The organism is Mesorhizobium sp. WSM4871 (genome assembly GCF_055811295.1).
The window spans coordinates 306141-324793 of sequence record NZ_JBVVPU010000007.1 but is presented as its reverse complement, the minus strand read 5'-3'; the positions used below and the strand labels follow the sequence as shown (position 1 = coordinate 324793).

14 protein-coding genes and 3 pseudogenes are annotated in these 18653 nt (G+C 59.5%); 8 read left to right on the top strand and 9 right to left on the bottom strand.

What is annotated here, in order from left to right:
* Positions 1-624 precede the first annotated feature (624 nt).
* The 6 genes and pseudogenes from AC0L2H_RS17035 to AC0L2H_RS17010 all read right to left on the bottom strand — a co-directional run.
* A pseudogene (locus AC0L2H_RS17035) lies at positions 625-1222 on the bottom strand (ISKra4 family transposase); the annotation flags it as partial.
* A gap of 14 nt (positions 1223-1236) precedes the next feature.
* Positions 1237-1364, bottom strand: a pseudogene (locus tag AC0L2H_RS17030) (IS630 family transposase); the annotation flags it as partial.
* A 112-nt stretch (positions 1365-1476) separates the two neighbouring features.
* Entirely contained in the window at positions 1477-2364 is an 888-nt protein-coding gene (locus AC0L2H_RS17025) for a dihydrodipicolinate synthase family protein (RefSeq protein WP_027046532.1), read from the bottom strand.
* A gap of 18 nt (positions 2365-2382) precedes the next feature.
* Positions 2383-3021, bottom strand: a complete 639-nt coding sequence (locus AC0L2H_RS17020) for a LysE family translocator (protein ID WP_019856533.1) — start codon at positions 3019-3021, stop codon at positions 2383-2385.
* 84 nt (positions 3022-3105) lie between these two features.
* Complete coding sequence (locus AC0L2H_RS17015) at positions 3106-3795, bottom strand: B3/B4 domain-containing protein (protein WP_019856534.1); 690 nt, start codon at positions 3793-3795, stop codon at positions 3106-3108.
* A 364-nt stretch (positions 3796-4159) separates the two neighbouring features.
* The gene (locus AC0L2H_RS17010; protein WP_019856535.1) at positions 4160-4924 is read right to left on the bottom strand and encodes a carbonic anhydrase; all 765 of its coding nucleotides are present in this window, start codon (positions 4922-4924) and stop codon (positions 4160-4162) included.
* A gap of 666 nt (positions 4925-5590) precedes the next feature.
* Between AC0L2H_RS17010 and AC0L2H_RS17005 the strand changes: the two genes are divergently transcribed.
* Both AC0L2H_RS17005 and glmS read left to right on the top strand, forming a co-directional pair.
* Positions 5591-6235 carry an acyl-homoserine-lactone synthase gene (locus AC0L2H_RS17005; protein ID WP_019856536.1) on the top strand — a complete coding sequence of 215 codons (645 nt, stop codon included), beginning with the start codon at positions 5591-5593 and terminating at the stop codon, positions 6233-6235.
* A gap of 454 nt (positions 6236-6689) precedes the next feature.
* A complete protein-coding gene (glmS, locus tag AC0L2H_RS17000; protein ID WP_019856537.1) occupies positions 6690-8513 on the top strand; it encodes a glutamine--fructose-6-phosphate transaminase (isomerizing) in 1824 nt (607 codons plus the stop codon).
* A 212-nt stretch (positions 8514-8725) separates the two neighbouring features.
* Here the strand turns inward: glmS and AC0L2H_RS16995 are convergent.
* A pseudogene (locus AC0L2H_RS16995) lies at positions 8726-9007 on the bottom strand (coproporphyrinogen III oxidase); the annotation flags it as partial.
* 240 nt (positions 9008-9247) lie between these two features.
* Entirely contained in the window at positions 9248-10411 is a 1164-nt protein-coding gene (locus tag AC0L2H_RS16990) for a porin (protein ID WP_027046533.1), read from the bottom strand.
* A gap of 1350 nt (positions 10412-11761) precedes the next feature.
* On the opposite strand from AC0L2H_RS16990, the gene hemN reads away from it, so the two are divergent.
* Positions 11762-13087 carry an oxygen-independent coproporphyrinogen III oxidase gene (hemN, locus tag AC0L2H_RS16985; protein WP_019856540.1) on the top strand — a complete coding sequence of 442 codons (1326 nt, stop codon included), beginning with the start codon at positions 11762-11764 and terminating at the stop codon, positions 13085-13087.
* A gap of 1 nt (position 13088) precedes the next feature.
* Here hemN and AC0L2H_RS16980 read toward each other — a convergent pair whose 3' ends face one another.
* Positions 13089-13400: a ZinT/AdcA family metal-binding protein gene (locus tag AC0L2H_RS16980; protein WP_223217945.1), complete on the bottom strand. Its 312-nt coding sequence runs from the start codon at positions 13398-13400 to the stop codon at positions 13089-13091.
* Positions 13401-13682: 282 nt separating this feature from the next.
* On the opposite strand from AC0L2H_RS16980, the gene AC0L2H_RS16975 reads away from it, so the two are divergent.
* The 5 genes from AC0L2H_RS16975 to trbB all read left to right on the top strand — a co-directional run bounded on the left by AC0L2H_RS16975 (position 13683) and on the right by trbB (position 18653).
* Positions 13683-14081: a hypothetical protein gene (locus AC0L2H_RS16975; protein WP_155249078.1), complete on the top strand. Its 399-nt coding sequence runs from the start codon at positions 13683-13685 to the stop codon at positions 14079-14081.
* Complete coding sequence (locus AC0L2H_RS16970; RefSeq protein ID WP_027046536.1) at positions 14072-14461, top strand: hypothetical protein; 390 nt, start codon at positions 14072-14074, stop codon at positions 14459-14461. Before AC0L2H_RS16975 ends, AC0L2H_RS16970 begins: the two co-directional genes overlap by 10 nt.
* Positions 14462-15125: 664 nt before the next feature.
* The gene (locus tag AC0L2H_RS16965; RefSeq protein ID WP_027046537.1) at positions 15126-17156 is read left to right on the top strand and encodes a conjugal transfer protein TraG; all 2031 of its coding nucleotides are present in this window, start codon (positions 15126-15128) and stop codon (positions 17154-17156) included.
* 118 nt (positions 17157-17274) lie between these two features.
* Positions 17275-17688 (top strand): CopG family transcriptional regulator, encoded by a 414-nt coding sequence (locus AC0L2H_RS16960; protein ID WP_019856544.1) that lies wholly within the window; start codon positions 17275-17277, stop codon positions 17686-17688.
* The gene (gene trbB, locus AC0L2H_RS16955) at positions 17685-18653 is read left to right on the top strand and encodes a P-type conjugative transfer ATPase TrbB (RefSeq protein WP_019856545.1); all 969 of its coding nucleotides are present in this window, start codon (positions 17685-17687) and stop codon (positions 18651-18653) included. The genes AC0L2H_RS16960 and trbB overlap by 4 nt, the downstream gene beginning before the upstream one ends.

Sequence of the window (18653 nt, the reverse complement as noted above, 5' to 3'; positions counted from 1 at the left end):
GCAGGAACCGAATACTCGTGAGCCTTCGTTGCGTCAGTCCGCTCAAGCCATCACGCACGCGGCAGAGCTAACTTCCGGCAAGAGTTTCATAGCTGGGCCAACAAATTGCGCTCTATGCCTGACCAGAGTAAGCAGGACGGACGTACGATCGGCATGATCCCCGAGGAGCATTCGCACTTCATCTCTTATCCGGCGAAGGATAGCCCATTGAGCAGCTCACCATCGGTTATGAGATCGAGGCGACACACAAGGCGGGCGACCGGTCGCAGTATTCGAGATCATGGAGGGACAGACAAGCCGCACGCTGCAGCAGCCTGGGGATGACACCGGTCGGCCAGCCATTATGCCGCTAACCCGCTTGCGAACTCTGTGCATTGTATCTCCTGCGTGCAGCCCCTGCATTAAGCCAGCGTCGACGACCAGAGCCCATGTTCCACCAAACAAGGGTTAGCTTTCAAGAAGCTGATTGAACAAATTGATTGTTTGGATCGCACGCATCCGAACAATGGATGCAGCTAAATGCAGCGGCGGTTTTCGTTAGATGCGAGCGAGCGTCTCTTGGCAAGAACCACCGCGGGGCGCGGGCGAGGTGAGGGGCTGCACGCCAAGCGCGTCGGGATGGTCATCGAGGATCTGCGTGCGGGTTTGCAGCAGAAGATGTGCGCCGATCCTGCTCCACTGCATCTGCCGTTTGTTGGCGACCCGCTTGGAACGGCGTTGACGGTGACCTTGACGAGGGCCGAAGAGATGCGATCTCCGGACCGCTAACGCTCGCCGTAATTAATCGGGCTGGCACTGTTGGAGGAGATGTAGGCCTGGTGAACTCGCCGATGGCGGTCAGGAACTTGCGCATGTTCGTCTCGCCTGTTTCGAGACCTTCCGCGTCGAATTGAAGGTCGGCGATTTCGTGACGGGCCCGATAGACGTCAACATGCCAGAGATGCCATTTGATCCTGCGCAGAGTTTCGAGCAGGTCCTGTCCGGTCTGCTCGTCCTGGTTTTCGAGCCCTTGCACGAACTGCCGAAGGACCCTGATGCGCACGGTGATATGGAACCAGTCGACGATTCTTCCCCACCGTCGATGATGAAGGTGATATCCTGATTGGCTTGCTTCTTGGTCGAGAATGCGCCGTTGCGGCTCGCGATCATAGCCATAGATGAAACCGATGTAGCGCGGAGCACCCTCTTCAGGCAGCGAGCGGCCTACGATCAGCTCGAAATTCTACTTCCGGTCGTTTGGTCGCGGATGAAAGTTCGATGCGGCTGCAGAACGCTTTTGCGATGGCCGCCCATCTTCCCGGCGCTACCGGAGCACGATAACGTTGCGACCATTTCACCACCGAAGAGACCGCAAAGCCAAAGCGCGACCAACCCGATCCAATTCTGCGCCGCCCAACTTCCATCTCGAACGGTGCGCGGAACGCCCGAGCGCCGGGTGCCTAACTAGCAGTTGCACTGGGCATGCCCTGTGCTCGGCTATTTGAGCTTCTCCAATGCCTGCCTAATGTCATCTCCGGCGTCCTCCGGCAACGGCAAAATAGGGCGCGGTGGCTGGACGTGCGCCAGACCGAGGTAGTCGGCGATGACGAACATAACGCGGAAGCTGCCGTAGTGTTTGAACAAGGTCCAGAGCGGCCCGAAAGCGCGGTTCAACCGAGTGGACTCCACCGCGTCGCCGGACTGCGCTGCACGCGTCAGCGCAAGCGCCGGGACCGCCAGCAGACCTGCCGCAACGCTGTACCAGGTGTCACATCCGGCAAGCAGGGCATCCGCCGCGCCCCAATCGCCGCTGTATCCGATTGTGAACGTGTCAGGCGTCATCGACCGCAAACGTGCCAGTTCCCCCGCGTAATCGTCATTCGCCGCCAGAGGCATTTTCACCGCGACGATATTGGACACCTCTGACAGCCGGGCGATCAATGCATCGCTGAATGTGAAGCGCGTGGTGCTTGGATTGTTATATATGCACAAAGGCAATTCCCCCGCCTCGGCCACCGCGACGAAGTGCTGGAAGACTTCGTCCTCGTTCAGGGGAACGTAGGACATCGGTGCCAAGAGCAGGCCGTCAGCGCCAGCGGATTTGGCATCGCGCGCCAGAGCCTGAGCTTCATCGGTACGCAATGCACCCACACCCACGACAAGAGGCGTTTTGCCGCCGATGCATTCCACGGCAGCCTGAACGGCACGCTTGCGTTCTTCCCTGGTGAGGTAAGCATAACCGCCCGTGCTCCCCAGAAGGCCGATGGAGTCCGCTCCCGCGCGTTGAATATGCTCGAGAAAACGAGCCAGACCCTCGGTGTCGACATGCCCTTCGGCATCGGTTGGCGTAAGGGGGAACGCCGACAGGCCGCGAAACAAAGTCATCATCCATTCCTTTCGAAACTACATACGGGAAAGCAGCATACGCAGCCCGGCGAACGCGAAGAACATCGCCAACAGACTTTCGATCCAGCGGCGGCAGCGGCGATACAGAGCCACCATAGGCGGTGTGGAGAAGACAATGGCGTAGCCGCAGAATATCGTGACACTTAGGATGGCGCAGCCACCCAGTATCGCCGCGATGCTCTGCCACGATGAATTCGGGCCGATCCCCAGCGTGACGAGCGCGATCCATGCCAGCACGGATTTTGGGTTCGCCAAATGCATCAATAGGCCCTTCCTATAGAGCTCACCCCGCGAAAGAGCGACTTGGTCGGTCGATGCGCGCACCGCCAGCTTCTCGTTCGACGCAAGCGCCGACCGTCCCGCCCTGAAGGCGAGGAATAGCAGGTAAAGCCCCCCGAAAACCTGCAGAACGAGCAGTGCCTGGGCGTACCTGGCCAACAGGGCGGAGATGCCGGTGGAGGCCATAAACCCCCAAAAGATCGAGCCGCTGACGACGCCGGAGGCGAGCATGAGCGCAGCACCTCTGCCGCGCGCCATCGCAACCCCCATAATGCGCATGTTGCTCGGGCCGGGGCTCCCCGCGGCAATGACATATGCAGCAAAGACGATGAGCAACTGATGGAGATCGACATTCATTCTCTCAGCCCTTGATAATTTCGATCGGATCGATCGCGCCGGATGCCCCAGGCGGCCATGTATCCGCTCGCTCGACCGGAAACCTCATACGGCGATGGCAATTTCTTGGCTCGCGATTTTGCAGCCAGGCATCAAGGCATTCAGCCCTCCGACCATGGCATCCGTCGCCTCTGCCAATGCATCGTCCGGCATGGTCTCCAACGCCTCCAGTACGAACCACATCCGGCCTGTTAGGGTCTTCAGGCGGGTTCGAGTGCCCTGTCGCCAGTTCCAGCGTCGGCAGGTGACGCCAATGTCGTCGCGCCAGATGACCTCACCGGGCAAGGGAGGATCGTTGACCGCCTCTCCATTCATCATGGTGTCGAACGTCTCACTCCCGTCAGCGATCGTCAGGTGGGGTCTTCCGACATAGGCGTCAAAATTCTCTCCACCCACCGGGACTGCGTATTTCAGGCTGATGGCGTTGTAGAGATCGACGATCGGGTTGATCGTCGAAAGAGTGCCGTCTTTCAGAACCCGCTTTCTGAGGGCCTGGGCTGAGCACGGCGTACGGTTAGGCTTCGCGCCAAAGACGACGTAGGCGTCGGACCAACTCGCCAGATGAGCTTCTGCCCAAGTCGGGCCATCCGCCAACACGCAATCGCAGGCCTCAGCAAGCAATCTGGGATCGAAACGTCCTTCTCCAGCTGAAGTGGCATCGACGTAGACGCTCACGGCTCTAAATCCCGATGCAATATTCTTAATTCGACCGTCGATGATGAGACCCTCAAACATCCAGGCAACTCCATCAATTCGAGCGCAAGCAATCCATGAGCGGCGCGACCAGTCACAATCGCTTCCCTGACTGCAAGCCCAACATTGCAGTTCACTGGTCCAAACTAAACTGCCACTTTTGGAGATTTTCATTGGTCCAGTCGAAGGAGGGTTCTCGCAGGACGGGAGCGACGCGTCGATTATCAATCCCTGCTCAAGCAGATCCAGGCCGGAGTGTAGGAACGCTGACGCCACCCAGTTCTCCGCAAGCTACCGGCCCACAAGCTCTCATGCTGTTGTGATCCTGGGCATTATGGTCGATGCCAGCGCCACCGGGCTGGCGTCGTACTGTTCGAAACCGTCCGATTGTTACCGCGGTTTTGCTTTACGCGCACGATGTCCTGAGGCCTAGGATGAAGCGCCGATTGGAGGGACGGATCGGCCGCGCGTTAGAGGGGTAAAGCGTCGTAAACCGCTTGACGTCCGCGGCGTCGACCTCGACCGGTTCCATAGCAACTATCCACTCCACGTTTTCGGTGCAGGGCGGAGTCGTTAATGATCCCTCATAGGTCCAGTAGCCGAGCGAGGCCGGCAAAAGCCCGTTGGGATCGAACTCGTCAACTGCCATCTCCTCGCCGGGCCGAGCTGGAAAGACCTTGGCGAGACCGGCAAAGCTGGTATTTGTCGCGCCAAGCGTAAGAAGGGCGCTCAGCACACCCAGAGTATCGCTCTTTGTGTCTTTATGGACAAAATGTGCTTCCATCGGGAAGCTGATGCCCGCCAGGTGATGCTCGCTCGGCGCGTGGAAATGCAACTGCACCAGTTGGTAGACGCGATCCCCGCGGGTCAAGGTGCTGCCTTCCGGCATGTTGACTTGAATAGTGTGGCCGTTGTTCACCATCCTGCCGCCGCCCTTGAGCCAACTGATGGCGATGCACGGTATATCCGCCTTGACCGCGCCGGCGATGTCGATGGGTGACTGCTGCCCGCCCGCCGAACAGGCGAAATTTCTCGTGTCCAGGTCGGCCCAATGCTCCGGCCCGACCGAGCCGCCATATCCCCAATGGGCGCTGGCCGCGCGCGCGGTCTGGGCGCAGATCGGGCACACGCCCAGCGCGATGAATCCTCTAATCAGGTTACGACGATGCATATTGCCTCGCTCCTTGATGCGAACCTTATGTCCTTGCTTCCAATTGGTGCAGTCAAGGCACAGCCGCAAGGGCGGGCGTAGGTTGAGCCGCGCCACCAGCGTACACGCCAGCCAGTCCTCGTCGATCTGGCAAACTGGAAGAAGCGTCGCCGCGGGCGATCGTTGGAGGCTACGCTCGCCGGTCCGTTGAAATGGCTGGCGACGTGGCTCAGATTCACCGTGCTGCCGCTGATCAGGCCAACAACCAGCACAGCCGGCGTCGCCGGTCCGGCTGTTACTCGACGGTATGTGGCGCGTAACGTTGAAGCGGGAGTGTCGGGCGGGCAGTGCATTGCAAAGGATCCCCTCTTTGGCGAGACGAATTCCTCCATTCCAACTGATTCCCGACCTCTCGGCCACCCACTGTGTAGCCTGCCCGCCACGCTCTCCAAGATAAAACTCGCGAATACGCCTTGGAAAGCAGGTCTCAAAGGCCAAGGGGACCTTCCATCTGGAAAATGCCAAGCAAAGCTCGCGGGCGGACGATCCATGCGGTTGCCAGGCTGGCTGCCTCCGGTCAGGCGAGATCCGGATCCTTCCGCGAAGATAGCTGTAAACGTCTACAGGCTGCATTGCTGTGCGCTTTGCCCTTCGATGGCGGGAACACAACCCGCATGGAGGCGACGAATGATTCAGCTGATCACACCTAGCCTCTACAGCGAATTCGCAGGCGAGCTCAAAGAGATGCACGGGCTCAGATATCGGGTTTTCAAGGAGAGGCTCGATTGGGAAGTTCAGACCGGAGGTGAAATGGAAACAGACATCTATGACGACTTGAAGCCTGTCTATCTGCTGCTCAAGGGATCCGATTGGCGAATTCGTGGCTGCGTGCGCCTCTTGCCAACCACTGGACCGACCATGTTGCGCGACACATTCCCGGCGCTGCTGGGTGAGGCTGTGGCGCCTGCGAGTGCCGACATATGGGAAAGCAGCCGTTTCGCGCTCGATTTGCCCCCGTCCACGCCCAAGGCGGCAGGCGGCCTTGCCCAAGCAACCTACGAGCTCTTCGCCGGCATGATCGAATTCGGCTTGGCCAACAATCTCACCCGGATCGTGACGGTGACCGATACGCGTATGGAACGGATCCTTCGCCTCGCAACGTGGCCATTGTCGCGCATCGGACAGCCGCAGCCCGTCGGCAAAACGCAGGCGGTGGCCGGCTTTCTCGAGATCTCTCACGCCAGCCTGTTGCGCATCCGCTGGAGGGGACGTCTGAACGGGCCGGTACTGTGGCAACCGATTCTCGGCCTGTCGCACGGCCCATGCGGATAGCCAAGACGTGGTGCGTGGCCTCAGGGATCGGAAGAGGGTTTGCTTCTCGTCGCCGAAACGAGTCATTGCGGCCGGCCTGGAGAAGCAAACCGAGGAATGATGCATGAAGCAGCGTCCGCACAATTGAACGGCGAGATCAAAGAGTGCGCTGGGCTGCACATCGCACCTGGGCCGAGTATTCTCCGTCTCCTCCGGCCGGCTTGCATGCTATTAACGCAGGTGAGGGCGCCGGCCATGATATGCGCAGCCCGTTGAAGGCGGAAGCGTCCGCCCCGGTTCACATCACCCGCATTGGACTGAGGTTTAGTTCATCCATGGCGTGGATGGTGGCTATCCCAACAATCAATTTTACCGAACTTACTGGATTCCATTAGAAGACTCTAACTGAGCGCATGCCGGGCGGCATCCCTCGTCTGCGTCGGCTAAGGCTGCCGGGAAGAATTCGGAGAAGAACATGTGCGGAATTGTTGGCATCGTTGGGCAACAGCCGGTGTCGGAACGCCTGGTCGACGCATTGAAGCGTCTGGAATACCGCGGCTATGACTCGGCCGGCCTTGCGACGATCTCCGAGGGCACCTTGCACCGCCGGCGCGCCGAGGGCAAGCTCGTCAATCTCGAGACGAAACTGAAGGAAGAGCCGCTGGGTGGCACCATCGGCATCGCCCACACCCGCTGGGCAACCCATGGGCCACCGACGGAACGCAATGCACACCCGCACTTCACGGACGGTGTGGCCGTCGTCCATAACGGCATCATCGAGAATTTCGCCGAGCTGAAGGACGAATTGGCGGCGACGGGAGCCGAGTTCCAGACCGACACCGACACCGAGGTCCTTGCGCATCTCTTGGCAAGACACCTCCGAAGGGGCATGCCGCGGGGTGAGGCGGTGCACGCCATGCTGAAAAGCGTCAGGGGTGCCTACGCGCTTGCCATCCTCTTTGAGGATGATCCGTCGACCATCATTGCGGCGCGCAATGGACCACCGCTGGCGATCGGTCACGGCGACGGCGAGATGTTCCTGGGCTCCGACGCGATCGCGCTTGCTCCCTTCACGAATGAAATTACCTATCTCATCGATGGCGACTGGGCCGTTATCGGCAGGACGGGCGCCGATATCTTTGATTGCGACGGCCACCCCGTCGCGCGTCCGCGCCAGACCTCCATGGCCGCGGCCACTCTGGCCAACAAGGGCAACCATCGCCACTTCATGGAGAAGGAAATCGTCGAGCAGCCCGAGGTCATCGCCGATGCGCTCGGTCATTATATCAGCTTCATAGACAATGGCGCCGATGCGGTTTTTGGCATCGACTTCGCCAGGATCCCGAGCTTGGCGATCTCTGCCTGCGGCACCGCCTATCTCGCCGGACTGATCGGAAAATACTGGTTCGAGCGCTATGCGCGCCTGCCGGTCGAAATAGATGTTGCATCCGAATTCCGCTATCGCGAGATCCCGTTGTCGCCGCAGTCTGCGGCTCTTTTCATATCACAGTCGGGCGAAACCGCCGATACGCTGGCATCGCTGAGGTACTGCAAGCAGCTTGGGCTGAAAATTGGCGCCGTCGTCAATGCGCGCGAATCGACCATCGCTCGAGAGGCCGATGCGGTCTTCCCGATCCTTGCCGGCCCGGAGATCGGCGTCGCCTCAACCAAGGCCTTCACCTGCCAGCTTGCCGTTCTTGCCGCACTCGCCATCCACGCAGCCAAGGCCCGCGGAACCGTGACCGAAGATGAGGCGCAGGCGCTCGTCGAGAGCCTCACCGAAATGCCGCGCCTGATGAGGCAGGTACTGGGCAGCATCCAGCCGCAGATCGAGCTTCTGTCGCGCGAGCTGTCAAAGTGTGATCATGTCCTGTATCTCGGCCGTGGCACAAATTTCCCGCTGGCGATGGAAGGTGCGCTGAAGCTGAAGGAGATTTCCTACATCCACGCCGAGGGCTATGCGGCAGGTGAATTGAAGCACGGTCCTATCGCATTGATAGACGAGAACATGCCAGTGATCGTCATCGCGCCGCATGATCGCTTTTTCGACAAGACCTTCTCCAACATGCAGGAAGTGGCCGCCCGCGGAGGGCGCATTATCCTCATCACCGATGGAAAAGGGGCAGCCGCATCGAAACTCGATACGATGCACACAATCGTGCTGCCGGCCACCGACGAGATTATCGCGCCGATGATCTTCTCGCTGCCGATACAGCTTCTTGCGTACCACACGGCGCTCTTCATGGGCACAGATCTCGACCAGCCACGCAACCTGGCAAAATCAGTCACCGTCGAATGATGTGAGCCTTCATTAGTCGCAACGCTCGCCCATTCGGAAAAAACTCCAAGCACTTCAACCGGCGCTCAAGCGCGCCGCTACCGCCTTGCCGTTATTTGCTGGAGCATGCCGTTTAGCGACGATTGGTTGTCCCTTTGGCCTCCCCTCACACTGCTTGGCTGTGCCTACGGGCAAACCCGGTCGAGAAAAGCATCGAATACGCAGCAATAGCGCTAACTAACCACAAAGCGATCCTCCTGCCGCATGCGGATAAGCTCTTCGACTAACCGGTCCTCGGCCAGGATCGCCAGGCGTTCAGCTGAACCAAGAAAACGGATCGGATCAAATCCATGGGCCGCACAGATTGCCGGTACATCCGCCGCCCGATGATTGCAGCTCGCGGGCGGCCGTCGTCGGTGAGACGGCAGCCCTCTGACTTTGCCAGGCGGCAGCTGCGATGCGCCGGCTGTAGGAGTCCGTGTAACCTCGTTCTGGACGTAACGCTCGCCGATACGCCGGCCAGTCGCAAGAGAATCGGGCGATGATCGGACACTTCCAGGAACCGCTCGATGGTTCGATCGAGCGGGACGATCATGAAATCGCAGCCCAGCGGCACGAGATTGGGCGAAATGAAGACATGGTCGATCAGCGACATCCGATTGTGAATGTGTCAGGGCTCATCTGCAGGCGTGCCAGTTCCCCCGCATAATCGTCATTCGCCGCCTGAGGCCACCGAGATGAAGCTCTTCCTCCCGTTAGAATGAACGTTCGAAACGGAGGATGCCGCCGACACTGCTCTTTTTGTTGGCATTAGCCCAGCTAATGGAAGGGTCGACCTTGCCGACGGCGAAGTCGCCGTAGCGGTCATAGTCGAGTTCGGCTGTAATTGTGAAATCTGCAAAAAACGCATAGGCAACGTTTGCAGCGACACCATAGTTCCTGAGCTGATCACCCGAGAGCTGAAGATTCAACGAAGTTGTCCCATTGAGCTTGTAAGTGGCGCCCGCCCAGAAAGCCCAGTTACCGCCCCAACTTTTGTAGAACCCGCGGCCATGAGCGTCGATTGCGTTAGTGACATCATCGTCGAGCTTGCCGCTGGAGCCGTAGCCGAACATTCCGAATAGCGAGAGTTGGTCGGTAACATCGACGTCGATGCGGACCTTGCCGGCGACCGATTCGTAGTTGCTATCATAAGCGACAACGCCGGTGATCGCGCCCCAGTGTTGTGTGTATTTCACTCCGCCGACTAGGTGCGGAACGTAGCTGTCGATGGTGCCGACCAGGCCCGAGCCTTCTTCGAGTGAAACCACAGCCGAAAAGCCGTTACCGGCGTCAAAGTAGTACTGAACCACATTAGTATCGAAGGCGCCGTACGGGATAAGCATCGGATTGAGCACGTCACCCGCGTAGCCAATAAACACGTCGAAGGCGGACCAGTCCTTGCCAACTCGGAGGCCACCAAGCTGAACCCAGGCGAAAGTCAACGTGATGCCTTGGCTGAATGCATAGTATCGAGCACTATCCGAACCGGAATAGGGGGTGTGCTTGCCGCAATTCATGCGAGTCTCGATGTAGGTCTGCAATGTACCGAGTTCGGTCTCTTGCCCGATCCAAGTTTTGAATGTGAAGCGCGTGTGGTTTTGCCATATGCCCTGGGCCTCGCCAGTCTTCACATCCGTGGTTCTAGCTTGGTCATACGATACGACATCGCCGAGGCCGATGTCGTAACGGACATAGCCGCCGATGCGCAGGCAGGTCTCGGTGCCGGGGATGTAGTAGTAACCAGCGCCGTAAACGTCGCAGATCTTGACGTATTCAACGGGCTCAGGCTCGGCCAGGACGATGGCGTCGGCGGCTCGGGCACAGGAAACAGCGATCAGGGCCGCAGCTGAGCCGAGCAGGAGGCTCCTGATGTTCATTCTTGATCTCCGTTCAAATATTGAAGAAGGGGACGTCAACGAACGAGCCAGCCCTTCCTGTCCCCACAATCGAAAACCATGCACATCGCGCTGCGCCTATCGCAGTGTGACAAACGGATCGTAATAACTATTCAACAACAGGGGCGATGAAGCTGAATCATAATTTCACACGATAAGTTGTTTGTTCTCATATCACCTGATTGAAATGCCCGGGGAGGAATCAAACACTTCCGAGTCGATCGCCATGATTATCTCCGATAGCTGCGGGCATACCGTCACAACGGCTTCGAAAATCACCCCGCAAGTGACGTGCCAACTTCACGACCAAGCTACGATTGACACTCAAGTTTGCCGTCGGACCTTGGTTGCGTTTCCTTTTTTGCTCTGAGGGTCAAGCTGAGCACGAAAAGCAAACGTTTCGGACATGGCTCGCCTGTTCGCTTCGCGACAGTATCGTTCAATGGCGATAGCTTTTGTTTGTTTTGAGCCTCGACATTGTTGACATCATGCGAGTGTACCGCTCGGTACGTCAGCCGAGATGCCCCACTGATGCCGACATGCCTAGGCGTAAGCGTCCTCGTTAGGGCGAAGGGCCACACTTCGGCGGTGGCGAGGTGCACCAGCTTTCCAGCTAGTCCGGACAAAGTGGTTCCGAAAGGCGGGCAGGTCGAGACGAGCCGTTGTAAGCCCCTCTCTGAATCGGAAGCCGTGCATGGGCCATTTTTGTTTTTACGGAAGCACATGCGAATTCGCTCGATCGTCAGTTGCGAGCGATGCTTGAGTTGCGCTTCACTCCGGCGCTTTGCCGGGCCACAGGAGCGCGATTTGTCGGTAATCATGCGCCTGGCGTAGCGCTACTTTCTAAATTGGTTCATCAGGCTTGCAGCCTTGGCAGGGGCGGACCTGGACGGTCTCCTCGAGCACAATTCCCGCTCTGACAGACGGTGCGCCACAGCCAAAGCCTCGTTTCCGGCAATTAATACGACGAACTCATCGAGATGCCAGGTATCGCTACGTGACGCCGTCTTACGCACCAGCCGGCGAGCAAAAGTCTGGTCCCGGCGCCGAATCGACTGGTCGGATGGAGCATGCTGCGTTCCATTGGACGCTGAAGGGAGTAGGAATAGGATAGGATAGTAGGATAGTAGACGGTGTGCGGGAAAGTCTCGACGGGAAACCCATGGCGGTTGTCGCTGACCAGCGCGTGCTCATACCATCGCTGTCCAGCCAAGGCTGAATGGGGCTATCGCTGCGAAATAATCGGACCCAAGCGGACCGGACTGATATAGCGCAAAGACACAGGAGAGCGCAGTGGTAAGGATGGAAGGCAACAACATGGGACGGTAACTGTTGCAGACCACAAAACATCGCGAAGCCCGCCTACCTTGGTACACCATCTATCCGACTGTCGCGGAGTTCTCTGGGGCGGTCGGCGCCGACGCTTATAAGGAATGGCTCAGGAACCTACCGGCTAACGATCCGGCGTCACTCTACTTGCACGTTCCGTTCTGCCGATCAAAGTGCTGGTATTGCGGCTTCCCCACCACCATCACCCGCCATGATGCGCCGATCGTTAATTATCTGGCGGCGCTGCGTGACGAGATACGTTTGATCTCGGAGCACGCGCCGCAGGCGCTGCCCGTGAGTGATGTGCATTTCGGCGGCGGAACGCCAACTCTCATGGGGCCAATTGAGTTCCTTGCCCTGACGGAATTCCTGCGCCGCCACTTTGCGCTTGCGGAAACAGCTACGATCGCCATCGAGATCGATCCACGGACGTTCACGGCCGATATGGCCGAAGCCTTGCAAGCAGCCGGCGTGAACCGCGCGAGCCTCGGCGTGCAGAGCTTCGATCCCATTGTTCAAAAAGCGATCAACCGGGTCCAGAGTGAGGCGCAGACGGCGGCTGCCGTCGAAATGCTGCGTCGGCATGGAGTGACAAGCATCAACTTCGACCTCATCTTTGGTCTCCCGCATCAAACGGTGCAGTCTTGCGTCGAGACCACGAGGGCGGCGGTCGCCATGCGCCCCAACCGGCTTGCGGTGTTCGGCTACTCGCACATTCCGTCCTTTATTAAGAATCAGCGCCTCATCGAGGAGGCATCGCTTCCGGGCAGCGCTGCCCGCGCCGAACAGGATGCGGCCATTGCCGTGACACTGATTGCCGCCGGCTACCGAGAGATCGGGCTCGACCATTTCGCCTTGCCGGACGACGATCTCGCGCTGGCACAGAAAACCGGTCGACTGCGGCGCAACTCGCTGGGCTACTCGGCCGACACCTGCAAAACCCTGATCGGTTTCGGCGCGTCGGCTATCGGGCGTGTCGGCGAGGGCTACGTCCAGAACGAGGTTACACGGGATTCCTACTGCCGGCACATCGCAGCTGGCCGTCTGGCGACGTCAAAGGGCTACCGTCTCACCGACGAAGACCGCGCGCGAGCCGCAATCATCGAGCGACTAATGTGCGATCTCGAGGCCGATGTGCCGGCAATCTGTGCCGCCCACGGATCTGATCCGATCCATTTTCTCGATTCAGCTGAACGCTTGGCGATGCTTGCCAAGGACGGGATTGTGGACATCGAAAAGGGTTTTGTCCGCGTACGGCGGCAGCATCGCTTTGCGATGCGCGTTGTCGCTGCCGCATTCGACGCTTTTCTCGACCGGGTTGCCCGCTGAGTCAGCCAACCAAGTGTGAGGAGGCCAACACGACGCCGAAGCGAAATTTGACGTCCATGCGGTTTCCTTTCTTCGAGGTCAGCATTTCACAGCCGTCGCCGGCGTAGCAGGCCTCAAGCGGCTTCCCGCCCTCGAAGAAAGCCACGGTGTCGCCATCGATCGTGATCCGCTCGAATTGGTGCGATAGCCGATCTCGTAGTAGGCGTGTACTCATCTGCGCTCTGGTCGCCGCTCTCCACCTTGTAAGCCATGACTGGATCGAGCGTTCCATCGTCAGGAAGGGATAGACCAACTGCCAATCCCGGACCCAAATTCGACAGGGCGCGCTTGCTTGATCTGGTCGTCCTCAAATGTAGATCGGCTGGACCGCGGGATCGTGGCTATATGCGTGATCTTTCTCAGCTGCTTGATCGTGGATGTTGCCGCTCCCTCCGACGGCCACGACGTGGAAGGGCTTGCCCTCCACGGCGATCTCGCCGCTCCTGGTGAACGATCCCGCCGTCACGATATAGGGCTTGAGGGCCGGTCACGACGATGTTGTCCCCTGCCGCGGCGATGCACGGCCGTGCCCGTCCATCGAATAGAGGTGGTGAGCTTGAGCGAGTTGGCGATCTTGCCAGCCACGAAGCTTGGCGTTCTGGTTACGCTCAACAAGGCGACCGCGGCAATGGAACGTGCTGCCAGAGAAGCCGAACCCGTTGAGGCGGGCGGCAAGCTGCGGCCGCGCGTGCAAATCTGTAGGGTCAGGGAACTGTTGAAGGGCAGAAAGCCCACGCTTCCACCTGTCTATGACATTATCTCTGCCGCTGCCGCCCGGCAGGTGGCCGCCGCGGTTGCCAACGCGACAGGAAATACGGGACCCGCCGTCCTTCAAATATTCCATCGCCGGCAGCGGACAGAAAACCACGAACGATCAGTCGCCGACACCTGTGAGCAAGCCGTGTGCGACATTGCAATCATCCATTTATTGGCTCAACTGCCCACATGGCCGTGAATGAACTGGATTTGTTGGTTTTCCAGATGGCAGTGGAAAGCGTCCGCTCACTCTGCTTGAGCTTCAATGACAAAGCGGCGGAAATAGCTGCGAGGAGCCGCGGCAACCTGCTTTTCGACGTGCGGAACGATGATGACGCCGAGGTTCAACGGCTCGCAGCCATCCGATATCGAGGCGGCCAGATTGGTGTGCTGGCGTTGGACAGACAAGGCCTTATTAGCCGCTACTGCGTCGTCGACGGTACCTTCTCCCGCTTCATTGCACCGTTGGAGAATTGGACCAGCATGCCGGTGTCAATGCAGGCCAAAATCGATGTCACTCACCATGCCGGCCTCTTCCTAGGCGCAATGCGAAATGCCGGTCATATGCTTGGCGACTAGCGCTGGCGGAACGCATCTGTGGATCTTTGCATCTGCCTGGGCGTTTGAGCCGGCGGCTCATCGAGGTTTTGCAGCGCGCGGATGTGCCACGGCCGGGGTGATAGCCGCCTCTGCCCAACAGATCGCTGGCGAGGGCTTGTCGGACAATGAATGTCGTCAATTCACCGTCCGAGAAATGGTGTCTGGCTCACAAAAAGCACAGCGAATTGAGACTGAAACGCAGTCCAGCTGGGAACCCAGCGCGAAGGCCGGAAGGTAACTTATCTGCGATAGAGGCAACGGGAAGGCGCCTTCCACTTATAAGGCAGTGCCCAATATGTCGGTGCTTGCCTGAGGAATTCCCATGGCGGGCAGGGCTACCTCGCGATCCGATCTCGATAGGCTTGTTGTACCTCAGACCGGACTCGATGTTCAGAATTTCCTCAGCGGCTTGCCTGCACGCCACCGCCAGCTCCCCGACCACGTGCTCACGATAGGCACGACCGATATGAGTCCCCTCCGAAATAGCATTCCTCGGGAATGCGCGAATATTGATACACCTCGAAGGAGAGCAACGGCGCGCCAAACAGCCTCTCATCGCACCAAGTCGTACATAGGGCGCATTCCTGTTCCGGCCGTCCCGGGCGATGCTCGATCCATCTCTCCAGAACAGCGGAGCAAGCCAGTGACGCCCACGAAGCTTCTGATTGGGCAGATCGCCATTGTGTTCGCCATCGTTCTCCTCGGCGTGTGGGCTGCCACGCAATGGTGCGCTCATATGCTAGCCTTTCAGGAACAACTCGGCGCGCCATGGTTTGTCGCGGCTGGATGGCCGATCTACGAGCCGTGGAAACTGTTGGAATGGTGGTTCCAATTCGATGCCTATGCGCCCGAGGTATTCGACAAGGCGGGCATGCTTGCGGGCGCCAGTGGATTCATGGGCTGTGCCGCTGCGATCGCTGGTTCCCTCTGGCGCGCGCGCCAGCGCGGCTTGGTCACCACCTATGGCTCCTCTCGATGGGCGGTGACGCGGGAGATCGAGAAAGCAGGGCTGTTTCAGCCGGCAGGCGTCTTCCTCGGCAAACTGAAGGACCGGTATCTGCGTCATGACGGGCCTGAGCACGTCATGGCCTTTGCGCCGACACGTTCCGGCAAGGGCGTCGGACTGGTTGTCCCAACCCTTCTCTCCTGGTCCGGCTCGGCCGTCATTCACGACATTAAAGGCGAGAACTGGCAGCTGAGCTCCGGCTGGCGGTCGAGGTTCTCGCATTGCCTTTTGTTCAATCCGACTGATCCGCGATCGGCCCGCTACAACCCGCTGCTGGAGGTACGCAAAGGTTCGGACGAGATTCGCGATGTCCAAAACATCGCTGACATTCTAGTCGATCCGGAAGGCGCGCTGGAAAGGCGGAATCATTGGGAGAAGACCAGTCATTCACTTCTGGTCGGCGCTATCTTGCACGTGCTCTACGCCGAAGAGGAAAAGACTCTTGCCCGCGTCGCCACCTTTCTGTCGGACCCGCAACGCTCGTTTGCCGCGACTTTGCGGCGAATGATGACGACCAACCATCTCGGCGCGGCCAATAAGCCTCAGGTCCATCCCGTCGTGGCCTCGGCGGCACGAGAGGTGTTGAACAAATCGGAGAACGAACGTTCAGGCGTCCTCTCGACCGCCATGTCTTTTCTCGGCCTCTACCGTGATCCGACCGTGGCGGCGGTAACATCGGACTGCGACTGGCGCATTGCCGATCTGATGGATGCGGAGTGGCCGATGTCGCTCTATCTGGTCGTGCCGCCATCGGACATCTCGCGCACCAAGCCCTTGGTGCGACTGATCCTGAACCAGATCGGCAGGCGGCTGACGGAGCGCCTCGAGGGTGACCCAAAGAAGAGCCGCAAGCATCAACTGCTCATGATGCTGGATGAGTTTCCGGCGCTCGGTCGCCTCGACTTCTTTGAGACCGCGCTCGCATTTATGGCCGGTTACGGAATTCGTGCCTACTTGATCGCGCAATCGTTGAACCAGATCTCCAAAGCGTATGGCGACAACAACGCCATTCTGGACAACTGCCATTTGCGAATTGCCTTTTCCTCCAATGATGAGCGCACGGCCAAGCGAATCTCGGACGCGCTTGGCACGGCCACGGAACTCAGATCCATGCGCAACTATGCGGGCCACCGGCTGGCACCTTGGCTCTCGCATGTCATGGTCAGCCGCCAGGAAACCGCCCGCCCGCTGCTGACACCGGGCGAGGTGATGCAATTGCCGCCCGCGGACGAACTGGTGCTGGTTTCGGGATTGCCCCCCATCCGGGCCAAAAAGCTGCGATACTATGAGGACCACAATTTCACCGAGCGGGTGCTGCCTTCGCCGGTGTTGCGCGACGGACCCTACGCGGACTGCCCGATGTCGCGGCCGGACGATTGGACTGGGCAAGTACGCGGCGTCGACCGTCGTCTTGCGTCTGACGATGAAAGCGCTGGCGCCGCGCTTGCGGACGAGGGAGGTGTTCAGCAGCAGCGCCATCCTGGCCTACCCGAAGAACATACCGCCGTCACCCAGGAACCGGACCAGGACGATCTGTCCAGACCCGCAGACGATGATAGCGAGGCGATGGCGGACAAACGCGTCATGGACCGGATCTCCACCGTCGCAGGTGCCTATGGCGTCAACGAGGGAAGGGGTGATGACAAGGATATCGTCCCCGGCTTCTGAACGCTTTCCGCAGCTCGGGCGTATCTCAGCGTAGATAACGGCCGTAAGCAATTTTGGGCATCTCGATAATGCTTGTTCCGCCGCCGGCCCGCCAGCGCCGGCCAGTTGGAACAAGCGCATGAAGCCCCACCGCATTCGTCACCAGTTTCTGCTCGAACCGGAATTGAGCGAGAAGCTGGACAACCTCAGCCGCGATCCCTCGACCACAAAATCCGCGGTCGTCGCGAAGGCCGTAGAAGCTTTCATCGAGCGGCGTGGCGAGAATGAACTCGATCGGCGCTATGGCATGAGGCTGGACCGTCTTTCCCGCGACCTCACTCACGTCAGGCGCGATGTCGAGATGACATTGGAAAGCTTGGCGCTCTTCATCCGCTTTTCGATCACGCTTCATGCCCACACGCCTGTTCCGGACAAGGCAACGCAAGCGATTGCTCAGGAGCGTTTCGACAAATTCGTCGAGCAGGTCGGTCGCCAGATCGCATCGGGGAAACGCTCGCTTGGCAAAGACAATGGCGGAGGAGGGGAAGGATGAGCGCTCATCCAGAGGCCGACCACCGACGCCGCGCCATGCTGCGCACCGCCATGGGTCCGACGATCACTGAGGCGCTGGCCGATCCATTGGTCATCGAGGTGATGGTCAATCCCGATGGTGCGCTGCGGCTCGACCGGCTGGGAGAAGGCCGAATCGATACGGCCGTGCATATGCATCCTTCCGAGGCGGAACGCATCATCCGCCTGGTCGCTTCCCACGTGCGTGCCGAGGCGCATGCGGACAATCCGATTGTCAGCGCCGAGTTGCCATCGGGCGAACGCTTCGAGGGACTGCTGCCGCCTGTCGTGCTGGCGCCTTGCTTTGCCATCCGCAAACCAGCCGCAATGCTCTACACGCTGGCCAACTATGTTGCGGATCGCATCATGTTGCCGCTGCAGGCCGATGCGTTGATAAAGGCAGTCCGAGAACGGCGCAACATCCTTGTCGCCGGAGGCACGTCGTCGGGTAAGACGACGCTTGCCAATGCGCTGCTGGCCGAAGTCGCCGAATGCGACGAGCGAGTGATCCTCATCGAGGACACCCGCGAACTGCAATGCGCAGCAAAGGACTGCGTTGCCCTGAGAACCAGGCGGGGCTCGGTCACACTCGCCGATCTCGTGCGCTCGACGCTCAGGCTCCGCCCCGACCGCATCATCGTCGGTGAAGTCAGGGGCGCGGAAGCGCTGGACATGCTCAAGGCATGGAACACCGGGCACCCCGGCGGCATCGCCACGGTTCATGCCAATTCGGCGCGCTCTGCCCTCTATCGCATCGAGCAGCTTGCACAGGAAGCTGTCGTCACCGTGCCGCGCCGCCTCATCGCCGATGCCATCGATCTCATCGTCTTCATCGCGGGGCGCGGCTCGTCGCGCCGCATCGATGCAATCGCTGAGGTCACAGGTCTCGACGGCAGCGGCGACTACGCCGTCACCCCACTCACGCCTCCGCAACTCCAGCAACTTTGA

Coding starts and splice junctions, on each gene's coding strand:
- glmS (WP_019856537.1), top strand. CDS start 6,690: ATGTGCGGAATTGTTGGCATCGTTGGGCAACAGCCGGTGTCGGAACGC.
- AC0L2H_RS16990 (WP_027046533.1), bottom strand. CDS start 10,411: ATGAACATCAGGAGCCTCCTGCTCGGCTCAGCTGCGGCCCTGATCGCT.
- AC0L2H_RS17010 (WP_019856535.1), bottom strand. CDS start 4,924: ATGCATCGTCGTAACCTGATTAGAGGATTCATCGCGCTGGGCGTGTGC.
- AC0L2H_RS17015 (WP_019856534.1), bottom strand. CDS start 3,795: ATGTTTGAGGGTCTCATCATCGACGGTCGAATTAAGAATATTGCATCG.
- AC0L2H_RS17025 (WP_027046532.1), bottom strand. CDS start 2,364: ATGACTTTGTTTCGCGGCCTGTCGGCGTTCCCCCTTACGCCAACCGAT.
- AC0L2H_RS17020 (WP_019856533.1), bottom strand. CDS start 3,021: ATGAATGTCGATCTCCATCAGTTGCTCATCGTCTTTGCTGCATATGTC.
- AC0L2H_RS16960 (WP_019856544.1), top strand. CDS start 17,275: ATGAAGCCCCACCGCATTCGTCACCAGTTTCTGCTCGAACCGGAATTG.
- AC0L2H_RS16970 (WP_027046536.1), top strand. CDS start 14,072: ATGGCCGTGAATGAACTGGATTTGTTGGTTTTCCAGATGGCAGTGGAA.
- AC0L2H_RS17005 (WP_019856536.1), top strand. CDS start 5,591: ATGATTCAGCTGATCACACCTAGCCTCTACAGCGAATTCGCAGGCGAG.
- trbB (WP_019856545.1), top strand. CDS start 17,685: ATGAGCGCTCATCCAGAGGCCGACCACCGACGCCGCGCCATGCTGCGC.